11 protein-coding genes and 1 riboswitch are annotated in these 16,457 nt (G+C 53.7%); of the genes, 4 read left to right on the top strand and 7 right to left on the bottom strand.

Features of this window, described 5'->3' with window-relative positions:
* Positions 1-371: 371 nt before the first annotated feature.
* The 3 genes from metK (at position 372) to metF (ending at position 4,151) form a co-directional block, all read left to right on the top strand.
* Positions 372-1,553: a methionine adenosyltransferase gene (metK, locus tag BLO43_RS06685; RefSeq protein WP_090906405.1), complete on the top strand. Its 1,182-nt coding sequence runs from the start codon at positions 372-374 to the stop codon at positions 1,551-1,553.
* A 31-nt stretch (positions 1,554-1,584) separates the two neighbouring features.
* Positions 1,585-1,662, top strand: a riboswitch (S-adenosyl-L-homocysteine riboswitch).
* 17 nt (positions 1,663-1,679) lie between these two features.
* A complete protein-coding gene (gene ahcY / locus BLO43_RS06680) occupies positions 1,680-3,149 on the top strand; it encodes an adenosylhomocysteinase (RefSeq protein ID WP_090906404.1) in 1,470 nt (489 codons plus the stop codon).
* Between the two features lie 156 nt (positions 3,150-3,305).
* Positions 3,306-4,151 carry a methylenetetrahydrofolate reductase [NAD(P)H] gene (gene metF / locus BLO43_RS06675; protein WP_074630875.1) on the top strand — a complete coding sequence of 282 codons (846 nt, stop codon included), beginning with the start codon at positions 3,306-3,308 and terminating at the stop codon, positions 4,149-4,151.
* Between the two features lie 80 nt (positions 4,152-4,231).
* Here the strand turns inward: metF and BLO43_RS06670 are convergent, their stop codons facing one another.
* Positions 4,232-5,482 carry a pyridoxal-phosphate-dependent aminotransferase family protein gene (locus BLO43_RS06670; RefSeq protein WP_074630876.1) on the bottom strand — a complete coding sequence of 417 codons (1,251 nt, stop codon included), beginning with the start codon at positions 5,480-5,482 and terminating at the stop codon, positions 4,232-4,234.
* A 486-nt stretch (positions 5,483-5,968) separates the two neighbouring features.
* Here BLO43_RS06670 and ydiK point away from each other — a divergent pair, with 486 nt between their 5' ends.
* A complete protein-coding gene (gene ydiK, locus BLO43_RS06665; protein ID WP_217628039.1) occupies positions 5,969-7,054 on the top strand; it encodes an AI-2E family transporter YdiK in 1,086 nt (361 codons plus the stop codon).
* A gap of 164 nt (positions 7,055-7,218) precedes the next feature.
* Here the strand turns inward: ydiK and BLO43_RS06660 are convergent, their stop codons facing one another.
* The 6 genes from BLO43_RS06660 to BLO43_RS06635 all read right to left on the bottom strand — a co-directional run bounded on the left by BLO43_RS06660 (position 7,219) and on the right by BLO43_RS06635 (position 16,404).
* Positions 7,219-7,503, bottom strand: coding sequence for a hypothetical protein (locus tag BLO43_RS06660; RefSeq protein WP_090906402.1), 285 nt, complete (start codon positions 7,501-7,503; stop codon positions 7,219-7,221).
* Positions 7,504-7,558: 55 nt separating this feature from the next.
* Complete coding sequence (locus tag BLO43_RS06655) at positions 7,559-9,010, bottom strand: efflux transporter outer membrane subunit (RefSeq protein ID WP_090906401.1); 1,452 nt, start codon at positions 9,008-9,010, stop codon at positions 7,559-7,561.
* On the bottom strand, positions 9,011-12,214 hold the full coding sequence (locus BLO43_RS06650; protein ID WP_090906400.1) for an efflux RND transporter permease subunit: 3,204 nt from the start codon (positions 12,212-12,214) through the stop codon (positions 9,011-9,013).
* 12 nt (positions 12,215-12,226) lie between these two features.
* On the bottom strand, positions 12,227-13,504 hold the full coding sequence (locus tag BLO43_RS06645) for an efflux RND transporter periplasmic adaptor subunit (RefSeq protein ID WP_090906399.1): 1,278 nt from the start codon (positions 13,502-13,504) through the stop codon (positions 12,227-12,229).
* A gap of 320 nt (positions 13,505-13,824) precedes the next feature.
* Positions 13,825-14,667 (bottom strand): polyphosphate kinase 2, encoded by an 843-nt coding sequence (gene ppk2 / locus BLO43_RS06640; protein WP_090906398.1) that lies wholly within the window; start codon positions 14,665-14,667, stop codon positions 13,825-13,827.
* A 15-nt stretch (positions 14,668-14,682) separates the two neighbouring features.
* Positions 14,683-16,404, bottom strand: a complete 1,722-nt coding sequence (locus BLO43_RS06635; RefSeq protein ID WP_090906397.1) for a SulP family inorganic anion transporter — start codon at positions 16,402-16,404, stop codon at positions 14,683-14,685.
* Between the last annotated feature and the right edge of the window lie 53 nt (positions 16,405-16,457).

Genomic DNA, 16,457 nt, shown 5'->3' with positions numbered 1-16,457 from the left:
GATTCATCGATTCTCAGCGGAAAGCCAACGAATATATATTCCCCAGCGTGAGTTTGTTACAGGAAGATACCCCTGTCAATCGGCTGCTGCGCTGGCACTATCAATTCCTTCGCTATAAATCCGGTTGAGGATGAAGCGCGGTCAGCGGAGTGGGTGTGTTGCGCGGCGGGGATGCGGAAAGAGAAAGATCGAGTATACAATTTGAGCTTGGCAAGGACCGTGGCTACCTATACTGTACGAAAGAGAAGTTCAACATTGCGCGGATATGCGGGAAGAGCAGCCCCGTGGGTTGTACTATAGTCTGTCTTCTTAATATGCACGTAATTTGGTATCCTACAGTCCCTTTATAAAACTATATGCGGCTGGACAATATGAGTGAATATCTTTTTACCTCCGAATCCGTGTCTGAAGGTCACCCCGACAAGGTGGCCGATCAGATTTCCGACTCAATCCTGGATGCCATCCTGGCCCAGGATGCCAATGCCCGAGTAGCTTGCGAGACCCTGTGCAGCACGGGTCTGATCGTTATGTCGGGTGAAATTACCACCGAGGCCAACGTCGACTATATGCAAGTCGCGCGCGCGGCCGTCAAGCGTATCGGTTACAACAGCTCCGATATCGGATTTGACTATCATACTTGTGCTGTATTGACTGCCTTCAACAAACAGTCCGCTGATATTGCGCAAGGGGTAAATCGCACCAAAGAAGAAGAAATGGATCAAGGGGCGGGCGACCAGGGGCTGATGTTTGGCTATGCATGCGACGAGACGCCGCAACTGATGCCGATGCCGATTTACTATGCTCATCGCCTGATGGAGCGGCAAGCAGAACTGAGAAAAGATGGACGCCTGCCATGGCTGCGTCCGGATGCCAAATCGCAGGTGTCGGTGCGCTATCTGAACGGAAAGCCGCAACGCATCGAAACGGTGGTGATATCCACCCAGCACAATCCGGATATTCCCCACGCGGAACTGAGTGAAGCGGTCATCGAGGAAATCATTAAACCGGTACTTCCGAAAAATATGCTGAATAGTCAGACCCGTTACCTGGTCAACCCTACCGGCCGCTTCGTCGTGGGGGGGCCGATGGGTGACTGCGGATTGACTGGCCGCAAGATTATCGTGGACAGCTATGGTGGGACGGCCCATCATGGCGGCGGCGCTTTCTCAGGTAAGGATCCCTCCAAGGTGGATCGCTCCGCGGCCTATGCCGGGCGTTATGTAGCCAAGAACATCGTTGCCGCAGGGATCGCCAGCAGGTGTGAAGTCCAGATAGCCTATGCTATTGGTGTGGCGCGGCCGGTTTCGCTGATGGTTGATACTTACGGAACCGGCAAAATTTCCGACGATAGAATCGTCAAGCTGATCGAGCGGCATTTCGATTTGCGTCCGCGTGCTATTATTCATACGCTTAATCTGCTGCGGCCAATTTACCAGAAAACAGCTGCCTATGGTCACTTTGGTCGGGACGAACCGGAATTCACCTGGGAAGCTACCGACAAAGCCGCGCAACTTCGCACCGATGCGGGGATCGAGATAGCGGTTGAAGCATAAGCAATAGGTTCATGTCAGTTTAAATCCCTCCCCGGTTGAGGAGCGCTGCAGCGGGCAGAGTCCCGTGAGGCTCGGCGGGGGAGGATCGCAATAACGGCGCTCGTTCATTTTTCAGGAGATTATTCCATGAACGCTGTGCTCAGTTCATCTACACCTATACCTGCTTCTACGCTTACCAATAGCGAATTTACCGATTATAAAGTCGCCGACATGTCCCTGGCGGGATGGGGGCGCAAGGAAATAGCCATCGCCGAAACCGAAATGCCCGGTCTGATGGCGCTACGTGAAGAATATGCCGATGCGAAACCTCTGGCAGGTGCGCGTATTGCCGGTTCCCTCCATATGACTATTCAGACGGCGGTACTGATCGAGACCCTGATCAAGTTGGGTGCGGAAGTGCGCTGGGCTTCGTGCAATATTTTTTCCACCCAGGATCATGCAGCGGCGGCGATCGCAGCGGAAGGTATTCCGGTGTTTGCCTACAAGGGTGAGTCGCTGGATGATTATTGGGAATATACCCACCGTATCTTTGAATGGTCTGGTGACGGGAAATCGAGTGTGAACAGTACGCCCAATATGATTCTGGACGATGGTGGCGATGCAACGCTGCTGATCATTCTCGGCAGCAGGGCGGAAAAAGACCCGTCGGTCATCGCTAATCCCGCCAATGAAGAAGAACACGCATTGTTCGCGGCAATCCGGAAAAGGCTGGATGCTCAGCCTGGCTGGTATTCCAGCAGACTCGCCAATATTCGTGGTGTAACGGAGGAAACCACTACTGGCGTTCACCGTTTGTACGAAATGCAAAAGAAAGGCGAACTGCCATTTCCGGCATTCAACGTCAATGATTCGGTCACCAAGTCCAAGTTCGACAATCTTTATGGTTGCCGTGAGTCGCTGGTGGATGGCATCAAGCGTGCTACCGATGTAATGATTGCCGGCAAGATTGCGCTGGTGTGTGGCTATGGGGATGTGGGTAAAGGCTGCGCTCAATCCCTGCGTGGTCTGGGAGCGACCGTATGGATTACCGAGATTGATCCGATTTGCGCGCTGCAAGCCGCCATGGAAGGTTATCGTGTCGTCACCATGGACGAAGTTTGCGATCAGGCTGACATTTTCGTTACTGCCACGGGCAATCTGCGCGTCATTACCCATGATCACATGCTGAGAATGAAAGACCAGGCCATCGTTTGCAACATCGGCCATTTCGATTCTGAAATAGACATTGCCTCCGTCCAGAAATACCAATGGGAAAACATCAAGCCGCAAGTAGATCATGTTATTTTCCCAACAGGCCGGCGTATTATCGTGTTGGCGCAGGGACGTCTGGTGAATCTGGGTTGCGCCACCGGCCATCCTTCATTTGTCATGTCCAGTTCATTCACCAATCAAGTACTCGCACAAATGGAGCTTTGGCAAAATGGCGCCAACTACCAAAAGAATGTCTATGTGCTGCCCAAGCACCTGGATGAAAAGGTGGCGCGACTGCACATCAAGAAGCTGGGGGTCAGACTTACCGAACTGACTGACGAACAGGCAAAATACTTGAATCTGGATAAAAGCGGACCCTATAAGCCGGCAATGTACCGGTATTGATTTTAAGGGCAAAATCGCGCTCGCGCCCCTGCTGGCAAGCAGGGGCTTATCCGGTTTTCTGGGTTATGAAGCGTACGGAGCTGATAAGGGATAGATAATCTCTATCTTTCACCTTTTATCATCTCTATGTCTTTGCATCGCCGCAACTGACAAACAATGGAATCACAAAAAAAATTCGCTCCCACTTTCAGTTTCGAGTTTTTCCCACCGCAAACGCGGGAGGGGATAGAGAAGCTGCGTGCTACGCGCAAACAATTGGCGCAACTTAACCCAAAGTTTTTTTCGGTGACATTTGGCGCGGGAGGTTCGACCCGGGACCGCACCCTTGAAACAGTGCTGGAAATTCAGGCGGAAGGATATGCGGCCGCACCCCATCTTTCCTGCATCGGCTCGACCAGAGAGAATATTCGTACCATGTTGCAAAAATATCGAGACGGGGGTATTCGTCATATTGTCGCCTTGCGTGGCGACTTGCCCTCAGGCATGGCGCAGTGGGGAGAATTTCGCTACGCAGATGAACTGGTGAGCTTCATCCGTAAGGAATTTGGTAATGCGTTCCATATCGAAGTGGCTTCATATCCGGAATGTCATCCTCAGGCGGACTCGGCACAGGATGACTTGCTGAACTTCAAGCGCAAGGTGGAGGCAGGAGCGGATTCCGTTATCACCCAGTATTTCTACAATGCCGATGCCTACTTCAATTTCATTGAAGCGTGTGAAGAGATGGGTATCGGCGTTCCAATCGTGCCCGGTATCATGCCAATCAATAAATTCTCCCAGCTGGCGAGATTCTCGGATTCCTGCGGTGCGGAGATCCCGCGCTGGATCAGGAAAAAACTGGAAGGATATGGAGATGACAGTGCATCAATACGCGCGTTCGGGCTGGATGTCGTGACCGACTTATGCGACAGGCTGCTTAGCGCGGGCGCGCCGGGATTGCACTTTTATACGTTGAATTCAGCAGGGTTGACAACTACCATCTGGCAACGCTTGGGATTGTAACGCCAAATGGAGCAGACAACATTTCTCCCTCTTATTGCGTAGGGAGGGAGAAATGGGTCTGTCTGGCCTGGTATTATTGATCAAGCCACCGCTACCGCTTTTACCGGAGCGGCCTGCCGAGGCAGGGGATTGGCCGCATAAGCGTAATGCGCCGCCGACTCGGCTGTACCGTATTCAATTTTCTTACCCATGTCAGAGAATACCGTTTCCAGCGCGTTCAGGCATAGCATCACGTTTTCCATTTTGCTCGAGTAGCCCATCAGACCGAAACGCCAGATCTTTCCGGCGAGGTCGCCCAGCCCCGCACCGATTTCCAGACTATAATCTGCGAGCAACCGGCGGCGTACTTCCTTCTCATCGATGCCGTCCGGCACGTAGACCGAATTGAGCTGGGGCAGGCGGGATTTCTCTTCCACCAGATACTCGATACCGAGCGTTTCCAGCCCCGCTTTCAGCGCCGTGTGGTTACGCTGATGACGCGCCCAGGAATGTTCCAGCCCTTCCTCATACAGCATGACCAGGGCCTCATGCAATGCATAGAGCGCATTGGTGGGAGCAGTGTGATGGTAAGTGCGGGTGGTGCCCCAGTAGCCGAGCAGCAGGTTCAAATCCATAAACCAGCTTTGTACTTTACCCTTGCGATTTTTGACCAGTTCCACCACACGCTCCGAAAAGCTTACAGGCGATAAGCCTGGCGGACATGACAGGCATTTCTGGCTGCCGGAATAAATGGCGTCGATCTTCCACTCGTCAACCTTGAGGGGGGAACCGGCCAGTGAAGTGACGGTATCCACAATGGTGAGGCAATTATGGCGATGCGCAATTTCGCATAGTAATTTCGCGTCCGACAGCGCACCGGTGGATGTTTCAGCATGAACGAAAGCAACGATCTTCGTATCGGGATTCTGTTTCAGTGCATCTTCCACTTTCTGTGGATCAACCGGGGCTCCCCACTTGTCTTCCACCACCACTGCGATACCGCCGCAGCGTTGCACGTTCTCGATCATGCGCCCGCCAAATACGCCGTTGCGGCACACAATCACCTTATCGCCAGGGTTGACCATGTTGACGAAACACATTTCCATCCCGACAGAGCCTGGGCCAGAAACTGGGAAGGTCAGTAAATTAGAGGTCTGAAAGGTATAACGCAGCAGGCTCTTCAATTCTTCCATCATATCCGTGAACACTGGATCAAGGTGACCCAGTGTCGGGCGGGCCATGGCGGATAATACGCGGGGATGGGTATCCGACGGTCCCGGCCCCATCAAAACACGTTGGGGGGGATAGAACGTGCTGACTTTTTTGGCGGGATAAAAATGTTTGGCGGTCATGAATGATCCTGAATGTAGTGGTGAGTTGAATTGGTTGGAGAAGAATCTTGATTTTATCAAGTGACGGGAGATTTTGCTATCAGCAAATGAAGCCAGACCGGCATGGGTTTTTTCCTAAACCCACCTTATAGCAGGGCTCGCCACAAAGGTGCAGGTCCGTGATGTAAAAAATTATTACAGGACATGGTGTTAAACTGAAAGATGCATGGTTAACAGCCGGATTTAGGTCCAAGCTTTGGTACTGCCGGGTTAATAAAAGGAATCGGACGTGGCGCTACCGGCCAACGCATGAAACTTGGTGTTTCTCGGTCATTCTGTTTACACAAGATTTCTGGATATGAGCTATGCTTAAAATGAAAGGACGGTATATTCCTGATGATCGATCAGGAATATCAACTTTTTATCAAGAGAGCTATGATACGGTAGTCATGGAACATCTTTCAGCTTGGTGCGTATGGCATATAGTCGTCTTGCAGGAGTATTTCTTTGATTAAGAGGCCCGACCTTACCAGTAATTTGCTCAGCGTGCTCGTCATCAGCCTGCTAATCGCGGGTAGTCTGTGGGTGATGGAGCCCTTTTTGCCCGCGGCGATCTGGGCGACCATGATAGTCGTGGCAACGTGGCCGATCATGATTATGGTGCAGCGGCGTTTGGGTGGGCGGCGGGGTCCAGCGGTGGCAGTAATGGTATTGGCCATGGCAGTGATTATTGGACTGCCTTTAGCCATGGCGATCAGCACGATCATTGATAATGCCGTCAACGTGGCCAATCTGGTAAGAAACTTGCCGAACTATCATTTGCCGGTTCCACCAGACTGGTTGCGTGGCATTCCGCTAGTGGGCGAGCGCCTCTGGAATGAATGGCAAGCCATCTCGAATGCGGGTGCCGCCAGCCTTACCGACAAAATCCAGCCTTATGCCAGCAGAATTGCCAACTGGGCGCTAAGTCAGATGAATAGTGTGGCCATGCTGTTTATTCACCTGCTACTCACTTTAATAGTTTCTGCTATTTTTTATGCCCGCGGTGAAATAGCAGTTGCCGGTGTCGCCCGCTTTGCCAGACGCTTGGCTGGTCCACGCGGTGAGGATGCGGTTCAACTCGCCGGTCAATCCATTCGCGCCGTCGCATTAGGTATCGTTTTCACCGCCATTGCTCAGTCGGCGCTGGGCGGCCTTGGCCTATGGACTGCCGGGGTGCCGTTTGCCGGTGTGCTGACTGCCATTATGCTGTTCTTTTGTATTATCCAGGTAGGCCCGGGCATACCATTACTAGGCGGGGTTATCTGGCTGTTTTATCAAGGCGATCAAACATGGGGTTTCATACTGCTGGTGTGGGCCATTCTTGTCGGCTTGATGGACAATGTCTTGCGCCCTGTCTTGATCAGACGGGGTGCCAATTTGCCGATACTTCTGATTCTGATAGGCGTGCTGGGTGGCATCCTTACCTTCGGCATCATTGGTCTGTTTATTGGTCCGGTCATTCTTGCGGTAACTTACACGCTGACGAATGCCTGGATCGCTGATGGAGAGGCGAAGGAAGCGGAGGCGGAACTGCCGCCGAGTAGCCTATGACCACTGCTCAGCAGTACCCGGGGCGAACCAAATATAAATTTCCTGCCGCTGACATGATCATACGTCAACGTTAAAGAACACGTCCTTAACGTGTGGTAGGTTGTGTTCCTAGTCAAACAGGCGGCTTGGATTAATTGGATGGCAAGGTCGGCGGGAAATTACAGTTAATCCCCCTTTGCCTTTTCGTTTTCCAGCGCCTTGGCGGTAATTTCATGGTACATGTGTATCACTTGACCAACCAGGGGTTCGTATTCCGGATGTTTGCCGACCATCGTCCTGATGTTGGCGAATTCTCTAAAAATCGTTTCAAGGAATGTAATATCGAACTCATCGAGTAATCCACCTTGATCAATTCTTTCTTTGATTGCAAGCGCTCGCGGAAGCCTTTGCGTTTGGAATCTCTCCAGCAGAGCCAGTACGACCCCCTTTTCTTCCGTCGATTCATCCATGGTCTAATCCTCCTCGGTTGAATTATCCTGAATCCTGAACTTTCTGAAACGCTCTTCAATTGTTGACTGGCACCGCTTGCTTCGATACTTGGTCGGCCTCGGCTACCCATCCCCCGCCAAGTACCATGTAGAGATTGATAAGTGAACCGAATACCGTGCCCTGAATTTGCGCGAAGCTGGTTTCAGCCTCGAACAGACTGCGCTCGGAATCAAGCACTTCGATGTAGCTGGTGTAGCCTTCGTCGTAACGCAATCGAGCCATCTCGTTATAGTCACGTAGTGCGTCGACCCGGCGACTCTGAGGGGTGAGCTGCTCACGTGTCTTCTGCACGGATATGAGCGCATCCTCTACTTCTTTAAACGCGACCAGGATCGCTTGCTCATACTGCAACAGCGCTTGTTGATGCCGTCCTTCAGCTTGCTTTACCTGGCCAGCGATACCGCCCGCCGTAAAAATCGGTATCGAAGTCACCACACCAAATGCCGCAAGGCGCGCAGGGCTGGAAAACATGCCTGAGAGATGGTTACTTGCTACGCCGAGTAGACCTGTCAGGGAAATTCTCGGCAAATAGAGCGCACGCGCCGCGCCAATTTCCGCGTTGGCTGCGATCAGTTTCTGTTCGGCTTGCTGAAGGTCAGGACGGCGCACGAGCAACTCGGAAGGCAACCCTGCCGACACTACCGGGAGGTTGAGCTCCTTGAGCTCCCTTCCGCGCGGAATCGGGCCGGGAGGGCGGCCGAGCAGCACCGAGAGTGCGTTTTCCTGCTGCGCGATTTGGGACTCAAGTGGGGGGATCGCGGCCGCGGCCACCTCGTATTGCGACTGGATTTGCGCAAGCTCCATCTGCGAAATGACGCCGCCGGCAAAACGCAGCTCGAACACCTCCACCGATTGCGCACGGCTGGCCGCCGTCCTTTTTGCGATCTCGAGCTGCCGATCAAGCGCTAACAGATTGATGTAAGACGATGCAACCGAGGAGACAAGTGTCAATATCGTCGCACGGCGACCTTCTTCGGAAGCAAGCAGTTGTGCGCGCGCAGCCTCGCTCAGTCGCCGTATGCGGCCCCAGATATCCAGCTCCCAACTTGCGTTGATCGACACAGTGTAAAGTTCCCATGATCGAGTAGTATTGGATGCAAGGGGAGGAGGAAGCGTGAGCGAGTTGAGTTTATTGTGCCTTGCGCCAACCTGTCCACCGATCTGCGGAAACAGTTCCGAGCGTGTGGCGCCGTAGTGGCCCTGGAACTCCATAATGCGTGCCGCAGCGATACCGACGTTCTTGTTTTCCGCCAGAGCTGCCTTGATCAGATCGTTCATGACAGGATCCTGGAATTGCTCCCACCACATGGTATCGGCGATATCCTGCACTTGCTTGTTGTCGAAACGGAATGCCTTGGGCGCGTCAATCTCGGGACGCCGGTAATCGGGCCCAAACATGCAGCCGCCAAGCATGAGCATCAGCGTCAGGCAGAGCAGGCGTGCAGGCGAAATGACGGAATTCGGCATTCAATCTCCCTCACTCGTATTCTTTGGAACGGCTTCAGGAGCCATTACAGGAACTGGGCTGCCTGTAGCTGTGGCCTTCCGCTTGCTACCCATTTTTTCGGACAGCGTTTCAATCGCCCAGTAGAACATCGGGATGAAGAATACCGCGATCACCGTGGCACCCAGCATACCGCCAATGACTCCGGTCCCAATTGAATGCTTGCTGTTGGCGGAGACGCCCATTGAGATCGCCAGCGGCACGCAGCCCAGGATGAAGGCGAGCGATGTCATCACGATTGGTCGTAGCCGGTCCCGCGCCGAGTTGATGGCTGAATCATAGACTGATTGACCGGCTTCGCGGTTCATCACCGCATATTCGAAGATCAGGATCGCATTCTTGGCGGCAAGCGCGACCAGCATCGTCAGCCCGATCTGGAAATAAATATCATTATTGAGCCCGCGTAGCAAGATCGCAAGCAACGCTCCGAACAGCGCGAATGGGACCGCGGTCAGCACACCCAGCGGCAACGACCACTTCTCGTATTGTGCCGCGAGGATCAGGAATACCATGATCAAGCCAAATACGAACACAATCGCTGAGGCGCCGCCCGATTTCTTTTCCTCATAGGTTTGGCCGCTCCATTCGCTGCCATATTCAACCGGCAAAATCTCCGCCGCGGTTTCTTCCATTGCCGCGATGGCCTGTCCTGAACTGAAGCCTGGCGCGGGCTCGGCCGTGATTTTTACCGCTGGAAAATTGTTGAAGCGCGTGACCATATCCGGTCCGGTGATAAAGTGCGTCGTGGCGACTGCGCTGAGGGGCACCATGCTGCCATCCCTGCTGCGTACATAGATACGGTCGATATCCTTTGGCGTCAAGCGGTAAGCAGGCGCCCCCTGGATAATCACTTGAAACAGGCGACTGAATTTGGCGAATTGCGATACGTAGAGTGAGCCGAACATGGTCTGCATTGCGGTATAAACATCCTGTACCGGCACACCCAGCGTTTCCGCCTTTTCACGATCCACATCGACGCGTAACTGTTGTGCGAACGCGTTATAAGTAGAGGCGACCTTGGTCAGTTCCGGGCGCTCCTTGGCCTTGGCCAGGTATTTCTGCACGACCTCCGCGATCTGTGCGCTATTGGCGTCGCCTTTGCTCTGGATATACATTTCCATGCCGCCGGTTGTGCCCAGCCCCGGGATCGAAGGCGGATTGATCGGTAGAATAAGCCCCTCCCTGACTCCTGAGAAGCTTTTGGAAGCGTCTACCATTACAGCCTGCGCGTTCTGCGTGCGGATGTTATCGGAGGAGTAACGTTCTTTAAAATCCTTGAAACCCACAAAAAATACCGCGGCGTTGCTTTTATTCTGGCTGTCGAGCAGGCTGTAGCCATCTATGACCACAATGGATTTGGTCGCCGGGTTCTTCATGAAATAGTCGGTTGCGTGTCGACTGACGTCGCTGGTGCGGTCGAGGCCCGCTGCGTCAGGCATGATAACCGCCCCAAGTAAGTACCCTTGATCCTCCGGTGGCAAAAACGAACCGGGAATGTGCTTTATCAGCCCGAAGGCAATGACAAGCATGCCGGCGAACAGCATGAGTGCCAGGCTGACGCGTTTAATCATAAACCGCACACCGTGAACATAGCCGTCTGTCATGCGTGCAAATTTGGCATCGAACCATTTGAAAAAAAGATTCTTCTCGTTGTGACCGGGTTTGAGTAGCAACGCCGCGAGGGCAGGCGACAGTGTCAGCGCCACGATGCCGGATAGCACCACTGAAATCGCGATCGTGATTGCGAATTGCTTGTAGAGTTGGCCGGTAATGCCGGGAATGAACGCAACGGGAATGAACACGGCACACAATACCAGAACAATTGCGATCAGTGCGCCCCCGACTTCATCCATTGCTTTTCTGGCCGCGTCACGCGGCGACAAGCCATACTTGGCCATGTTGTGTTCGACCGCCTCAATGACCACAATCGCATCGTCGACGACAATACCGATTGCAAGCACCATGCCAAACAGCGTCAGCATATTAATCGAGAACCCCAATGCGGTCATTCCGATCGCCGTGCCTATGATGGAAATCGGTACCGCGATGACCGGGATCAGGGTTGCGCGCAAGTTTTGCAGGAATAGGAACACCACCATCACAACGAGTACCAGTGCTTCGAAGAAAGTATGGATCACGGATTCGATCGATGCGCGCGTGAATGCGGTGGTGTCCATGATGATTTCATACTCGATACCTTGAGGGAACGAGCTTTTCATCCCCTCCAGTGTCGAGCGCACCGCCTTTGAAACGTCGAGCGCGTTGGCGCCTGGCTGCTGGTAGACTGCAATCGCAGTTGCGGGCTTGCCTTGGCGAGTGGTGCGCAGGGAGTAATCTTTTTGGCCAAGCTCTGCGTGGCCGACATCTTTTAATCTTACAATTGCAGCCCCTCCACTGGAGGCACGGATGATGATATTGTCGAATTCGGCCGGCGTGCTCAAACGGCCTTCGGTGGTGATGGCGAACGATTGTTCGACCGCACCCTTGGTGGGTGACTGACCGATGCTGCCGACAGCGAACTGTTCGTTCTGATTGGCAACCGCCTGCTGTACATCGGTGGCGGTAACACCCAATGCGGCCATGCGATCCGGCTTGAGCCAGATGCGCATCGCATAGTCGGGCATGCCGAAGATGGACGCCTGACCAGCGCCGGGGATGCGTTTTATCGCATCGAGTACATAAATACTTGCATAATTTGCGATATAACTCGGATCGTAGCGCTCGTCCGGCGAATAAATCGAAATAACCATCATGAATGCAGAAGATTTCTTCTGCACCGAGACACCTTGAGCTTGCACCGAGGAAGGTAGCTGCGGCAATGCCAGGTTCACACGGTTTTGTACATCCACCTGCGCAAGCGATGGATCGACATCAATCTCAAAAAAAGCGGACAGTGTCATAAGGCCGGCCGACGAACTCGTCGACGACATGTACAGTAGCTTGTCCGCGCCGTTGACCTGCTGTTCGATCGGAGCGGCGACATTTTGTGCAGCTACCTCGGCTGATGCGCCGGGGTAGGTAGCCGCAACTGAAATCTGTACTGGCGTGATGTCCGGGTACTGCGCAACCGGCAGGTTGTACAATGCCACCGCACCCGCCAGTGTGATGACGATCGAAATGACCGATGCGAATATCGGCCGGTCGATGCAATAGTGCGAGATGCTCATCTAGTAGCTCGCTTAATCTGCTGGTTTCTCACTGGGGGATGGTGGTTTAGTTTGAGGTTCTTCCTGTTCCGGCGATGAGTGGGGTGTTCCATCGGGTGCGCTCTTCACCGTATTGGCGGGTGCGGTGGTGGGCGTGTCTGCTATCTTGAGCGCGGCACCCGGAGAAACCCTGATCGCGCCGTCTACCACGACGCGCTCACCGGCGTTCAGACCATGACTGATGAACCAGTTATCACCCTGCCAATCGCCCGCCTCAATTTCACGTTTTTCAGCCTTGCCATCCTTGTCTATGATCCATACGTAATGGCCTTTCGCCCCTTGCAGCACCGCACGCTGCGGTATCAGAATGCCGTTGGGGCGCACCGCACCTTTGACGTGAGCCCGCACGAACTGTCCCGGACGTAACTCCCCTTTGGGATTGGCAAGCTCCGTGCGTATCAGGAAAGTACCCGTTTCCTTGGAAAACGATGGATCGGAAAAACTGATGCGTCCGAGATTCGGGAATACCGAGCCGTCCGCGAGACTTACCTCAACTTCGAATAGACTGAGAGGGGGAAACTTGAGCCGTCCTTTAGCGACTTCATCGCGAAACTTGAGCAATTCATTCTCCGACATGCTGAAGTTGACCCATATCGGGTCGAGTTGCGCCACATAGGTCAGCAATCCGCCTTCACCGGGGGTCAGAAAGCTGCCCTCCTGCTTTTTGGCGAAGCTTGAAAGTCCGGCAAGCGGGGAAGAGAGCGTGGTATAACTCAGGTTCAGTTCTGCGGTTTGTACTTCTCCTTGCGCCGCGAATACCGCCGCTTGCGCCTCCTGCTCGTTACCCACCGCGTCGTCAAGATCTTTTTTACTGAGCGCATTTTTCTCAGTCAACGGCTTTACCCGGGCGAGAGTTGCTTTGGCCACACTCAGCCGTGCCTGTTGTTGTGCCAGTTGACCTTTGGCCGACTGCAGCGCAGCCTCAAATGGTTTACGGTCCATCTGGAACATTTTCTGTCCCACTTTTACCACTTCGCCTTCGGTATACAGACGCTTTTCGAGGAAGCCCTCAACCCGGGCGCGAATCTCAACTTCGCGCGAACTCTGCGTTTGTGCCACGAATTCAAACTCGACCGGAGTATCCTGTGGCACGACAGTGACGGCGGTTACCTCTACTGATGGCTTGCTGGCCGGGGGTGGCGGTTTGCTGCACCCCGTAAAAAGCGTAAAAATCATGCCAGCCAGCAGTAGCGACGTACCGTGCGGCGAATATGAATGGAGAGTGCGTCGTTCTAACGGAAGGATATTCATAAAGTGGACCCCTCGCTCAAGACAATATCAAGCCCAGTTTAAGAGGGAAACCGATCACGTGCAGCGGAATGGCGCTGCCCCGGCGTTGCTCTTTTTTTTGCTTCTCGCATACCGAGACTTTTTCCTTCTCTGATCATAGGTTATCGGCTTGCTGTCCGCTATTTTTATTTTTCACCGCTCTCTTTGCTGGCAGACTATCCCTTAAGCCATTATCAGAAAGCGGGTTTACTATACTGATATTTTTATGAAGTCACAACGCGACAGTTTAAGCATATTCGGAATTCAATCTACCCCATCGCCCCGCCCTGCTTGGAACCTCATTAGAATTTCTCAGGTATATAGCGATAAGGATGTTGCAAGGGCTGGTAACCATCCGATTTTTGTCGCGGCGGCAATTTTATTTTCTTTCGCGGTAAATCCTTGTAGGGGATCAGGCTTAACAGATGAGAAATGCAATTAAGCCGTGCACGCCGCTTGTTGTCCGATTTAACCACGTACCAGGGAGCATGTTCACTGTCGGTGGCGGCAAACATCTCATCGCGCGCACGTGAGTAATCGTACCAGCGGCGGTGTGCCTCCAGGTCCATCGGCGACAACTTCCAAGGCTTACGTGGATCATTGATCCGCTGCTTGAAGCGCCGGGTCTGTTCTTCCATCCCCACCTCAAACCAATACTTCACCAAAATGATACCAGCATCAACGATATACTTCTCGAATGCGGGAACCAGCTTGAGAAAATGATTGCACTTCTCTTCGCTGGTGAACCCCATTACGCGCTCGACGCCGGCCCGGTTGTACCAGCTGCGATCAAAGATCACTATCTCGCCCCCGGCGGGATAGTGTGCAAGGTAGCGCTGCATGTACATCTGGGTCTTTTCGCGCTCGGTAGGCGCTGGCAGCGCTACCGTACGAAATATGCGCGGATTCACGCGTTCAGTGATTCGCTTGATAACCCCGCCCTTGCCGGCGGCATCACGCCCCTCGAATATTACGATCACCCGTGCGCCGGTTTGCTGTGCCCAGAATTGTAGCTTGACCAATTCGGCGTGAAGCTTGAACATCTCCTGCTCATATTCCTTGAGCTTGATCTTTTTTGTCGTGCTGCCTGGCTCGCTGACTACAGCTTGCGCTTGTTTTTTGTCCTTCTTCGTTTTCTTGTCCATGACAATTCCTTTCATTCAGGTTGATGACGAGGTGGAAGTAGGTGCTGCTGCAACGGGACTACTATTGAGAAAAGCTTGTACTGCGCTCCGGATTGAGGGAAAGATGTGATTGCTGCCGATCCGGTCAGTCAGGCCGGATCGTTTCAGCATGCTCAGGAACCGACCGCGCGGACGGGCGATAGCAAATGTAATCCCATGCTCTGCCAGTTCCGCGCGCAGCGATTCCAGGGCCTCTGCGCCAGTCACATCCAGGTAATTCGCCGGTTCAGCCACATAAAGAAACCAGCGCAAATCAGGCCCCGCTTCTTTTACCCGCGCGCGGACGCGGCTCTTCAGGTAATCGGCATTAAAAAAGAGCGGCGCCCCGTCGAACCGGTATATGAGGAGGCCAGGGAGGGTTTCTGCACCCGCTTGCCCGGTGATTTCGTTGTAACCATCGAGTCCCGGTACTCGGCCAATAATAGCTTCATTCGGGCGCGAAGCCGCCTGCAATAGCTTTGCTATGGCCAGGCTGATTGCCAGCAGAATGCCCGGCACGATACCCAGTGCAATCACAGCTACAGTGGTCACGATGGAATGCCAGAATTCGAATCGGCTGAGAGAATAGACCTTCCGCAGGCTGCGGATGTCCAGAAGCTTGAAGCCGGCAACGAGCAACACCGCACCCAGGGCCGCTACAGGGACAAAAGCCAGCGGCGCAGTAAGAAAAAGCAACACCAATGCGGTGCACCCTGCGGCAACCAGGCTCGTTATCTGAGTCTTGCCACCCACCAGGTCATTTACCGCAGTGCGCGAGTCAGCGCCGCTGATGACAAATCCATGCGACAGACCAGTCATGACATTGGCAGCGCCGAGTGCTACAAGGTCACGGTTGGCATCGATTACATAGTGGTTTTTGGCTGCAAAAATACGGGCTGTCAGCACTGCGCTACAGAAGCTTACGACCGCTATACCGAGCGCCCCGCTCAGGAGTGCTTCAATTTCGTCGAGACCGGCTGCTGGCAGTGATAAGGACGGCAAACCAGCAGGCACTGATCCCACTAGTTTCAAGTCGTATGCACCAAGGTTCAGCAGATAAACCGCCAGTCCGCCCAAAACAATACCTGCAAGCGGTCCCGGTACCCGCGGCGCCTTCTTCCCCAGTAGCAGAATCAGCGCCAGAACTCCACCGCCGAGCGCCAGCGTCGGTAAGTGCGTTTCCCGCAAGCGGGACGCAAACTCCAGAATGATAAGAGAAAATCGGTGTGCCTCTGCGGAGAACCCCAGAACCTTTCCCAGTTGGCCTACGATAATACTTAAAGCGATTCCGTTCATTAAGCCGGTCAGAACGGGTCGTGACAGGAAGTCCGCAAGGAAACCCAGCCGCGTTATGCCACCCAGAATGCAGAGCCCGCCTACCAGTAGTCCTAAAATAGCAGAGAAGAGAGCATATTTGCCCGGATCGCCTGCGGCGAGCGGCACCAGTACCGCTGCTACGATGGCGCAAGTCGCGGCATCCGGACCGACGATCAGTTGCCGCGAGCTGCCAAACAATGCGTAGGCGACTAACGGCAGCATGCTTGCATAAAGCCCCACCTCAGGTCCGAAACCAGCCAGCTGCGCATAGGCGATGGCGGTAGGTATCTGGATTGCCGCCACCGACATTCCCGCTACAAAGTCAGGGCGCAGCCAGTCGATGCGATAGGTTCGAACAGTGTGGAGGAGTGGCACCCAGTATTCGAGCTTTGCTAATAACATCAAGCTACCCCGCTCACCGTGAGAGAAAACCGACAGGTTCTACCTGGATCTTG

The sequence above is a fragment of the Nitrosospira sp. Nsp13 genome (genome assembly GCF_900101945.1).
Classification (GTDB): Bacteria; Pseudomonadota; Gammaproteobacteria; order Burkholderiales; family Nitrosomonadaceae; genus Nitrosospira; species Nitrosospira multiformis_D.
Note: the sequence above shows the minus strand (reverse complement) of the source record. Positions and strands in the feature narration are given on the sequence as shown.

Bases quoted from the DNA above. Each gene is read 5' to 3' on its own strand.
- metK (WP_090906405.1), top strand. From the start codon at position 372: ATGAGTGAATATCTTTTTACCTCCGAATCCGTGTCTGAAGGTCACCCC.
- BLO43_RS06660 (WP_090906402.1), bottom strand. From the start codon at position 7,503: ATGGATGAATCGACGGAAGAAAAGGGGGTCGTACTGGCTCTGCTGGAG.
- metF (WP_074630875.1), top strand. From the start codon at position 3,306: ATGGAATCACAAAAAAAATTCGCTCCCACTTTCAGTTTCGAGTTTTTC.
- BLO43_RS06635 (WP_090906397.1), bottom strand. From the start codon at position 16,404: ATGTTATTAGCAAAGCTCGAATACTGGGTGCCACTCCTCCACACTGTT.
- BLO43_RS06670 (WP_074630876.1), bottom strand. From the start codon at position 5,482: ATGACCGCCAAACATTTTTATCCCGCCAAAAAAGTCAGCACGTTCTAT.
- BLO43_RS06650 (WP_090906400.1), bottom strand. From the start codon at position 12,214: ATGAGCATCTCGCACTATTGCATCGACCGGCCGATATTCGCATCGGTC.
- ahcY (WP_090906404.1), top strand. From the start codon at position 1,680: ATGAACGCTGTGCTCAGTTCATCTACACCTATACCTGCTTCTACGCTT.
- ppk2 (WP_090906398.1), bottom strand. From the start codon at position 14,667: ATGGACAAGAAAACGAAGAAGGACAAAAAACAAGCGCAAGCTGTAGTC.
- BLO43_RS06645 (WP_090906399.1), bottom strand. From the start codon at position 13,504: ATGAATATCCTTCCGTTAGAACGACGCACTCTCCATTCATATTCGCCG.
- BLO43_RS06655 (WP_090906401.1), bottom strand. From the start codon at position 9,010: ATGCCGAATTCCGTCATTTCGCCTGCACGCCTGCTCTGCCTGACGCTG.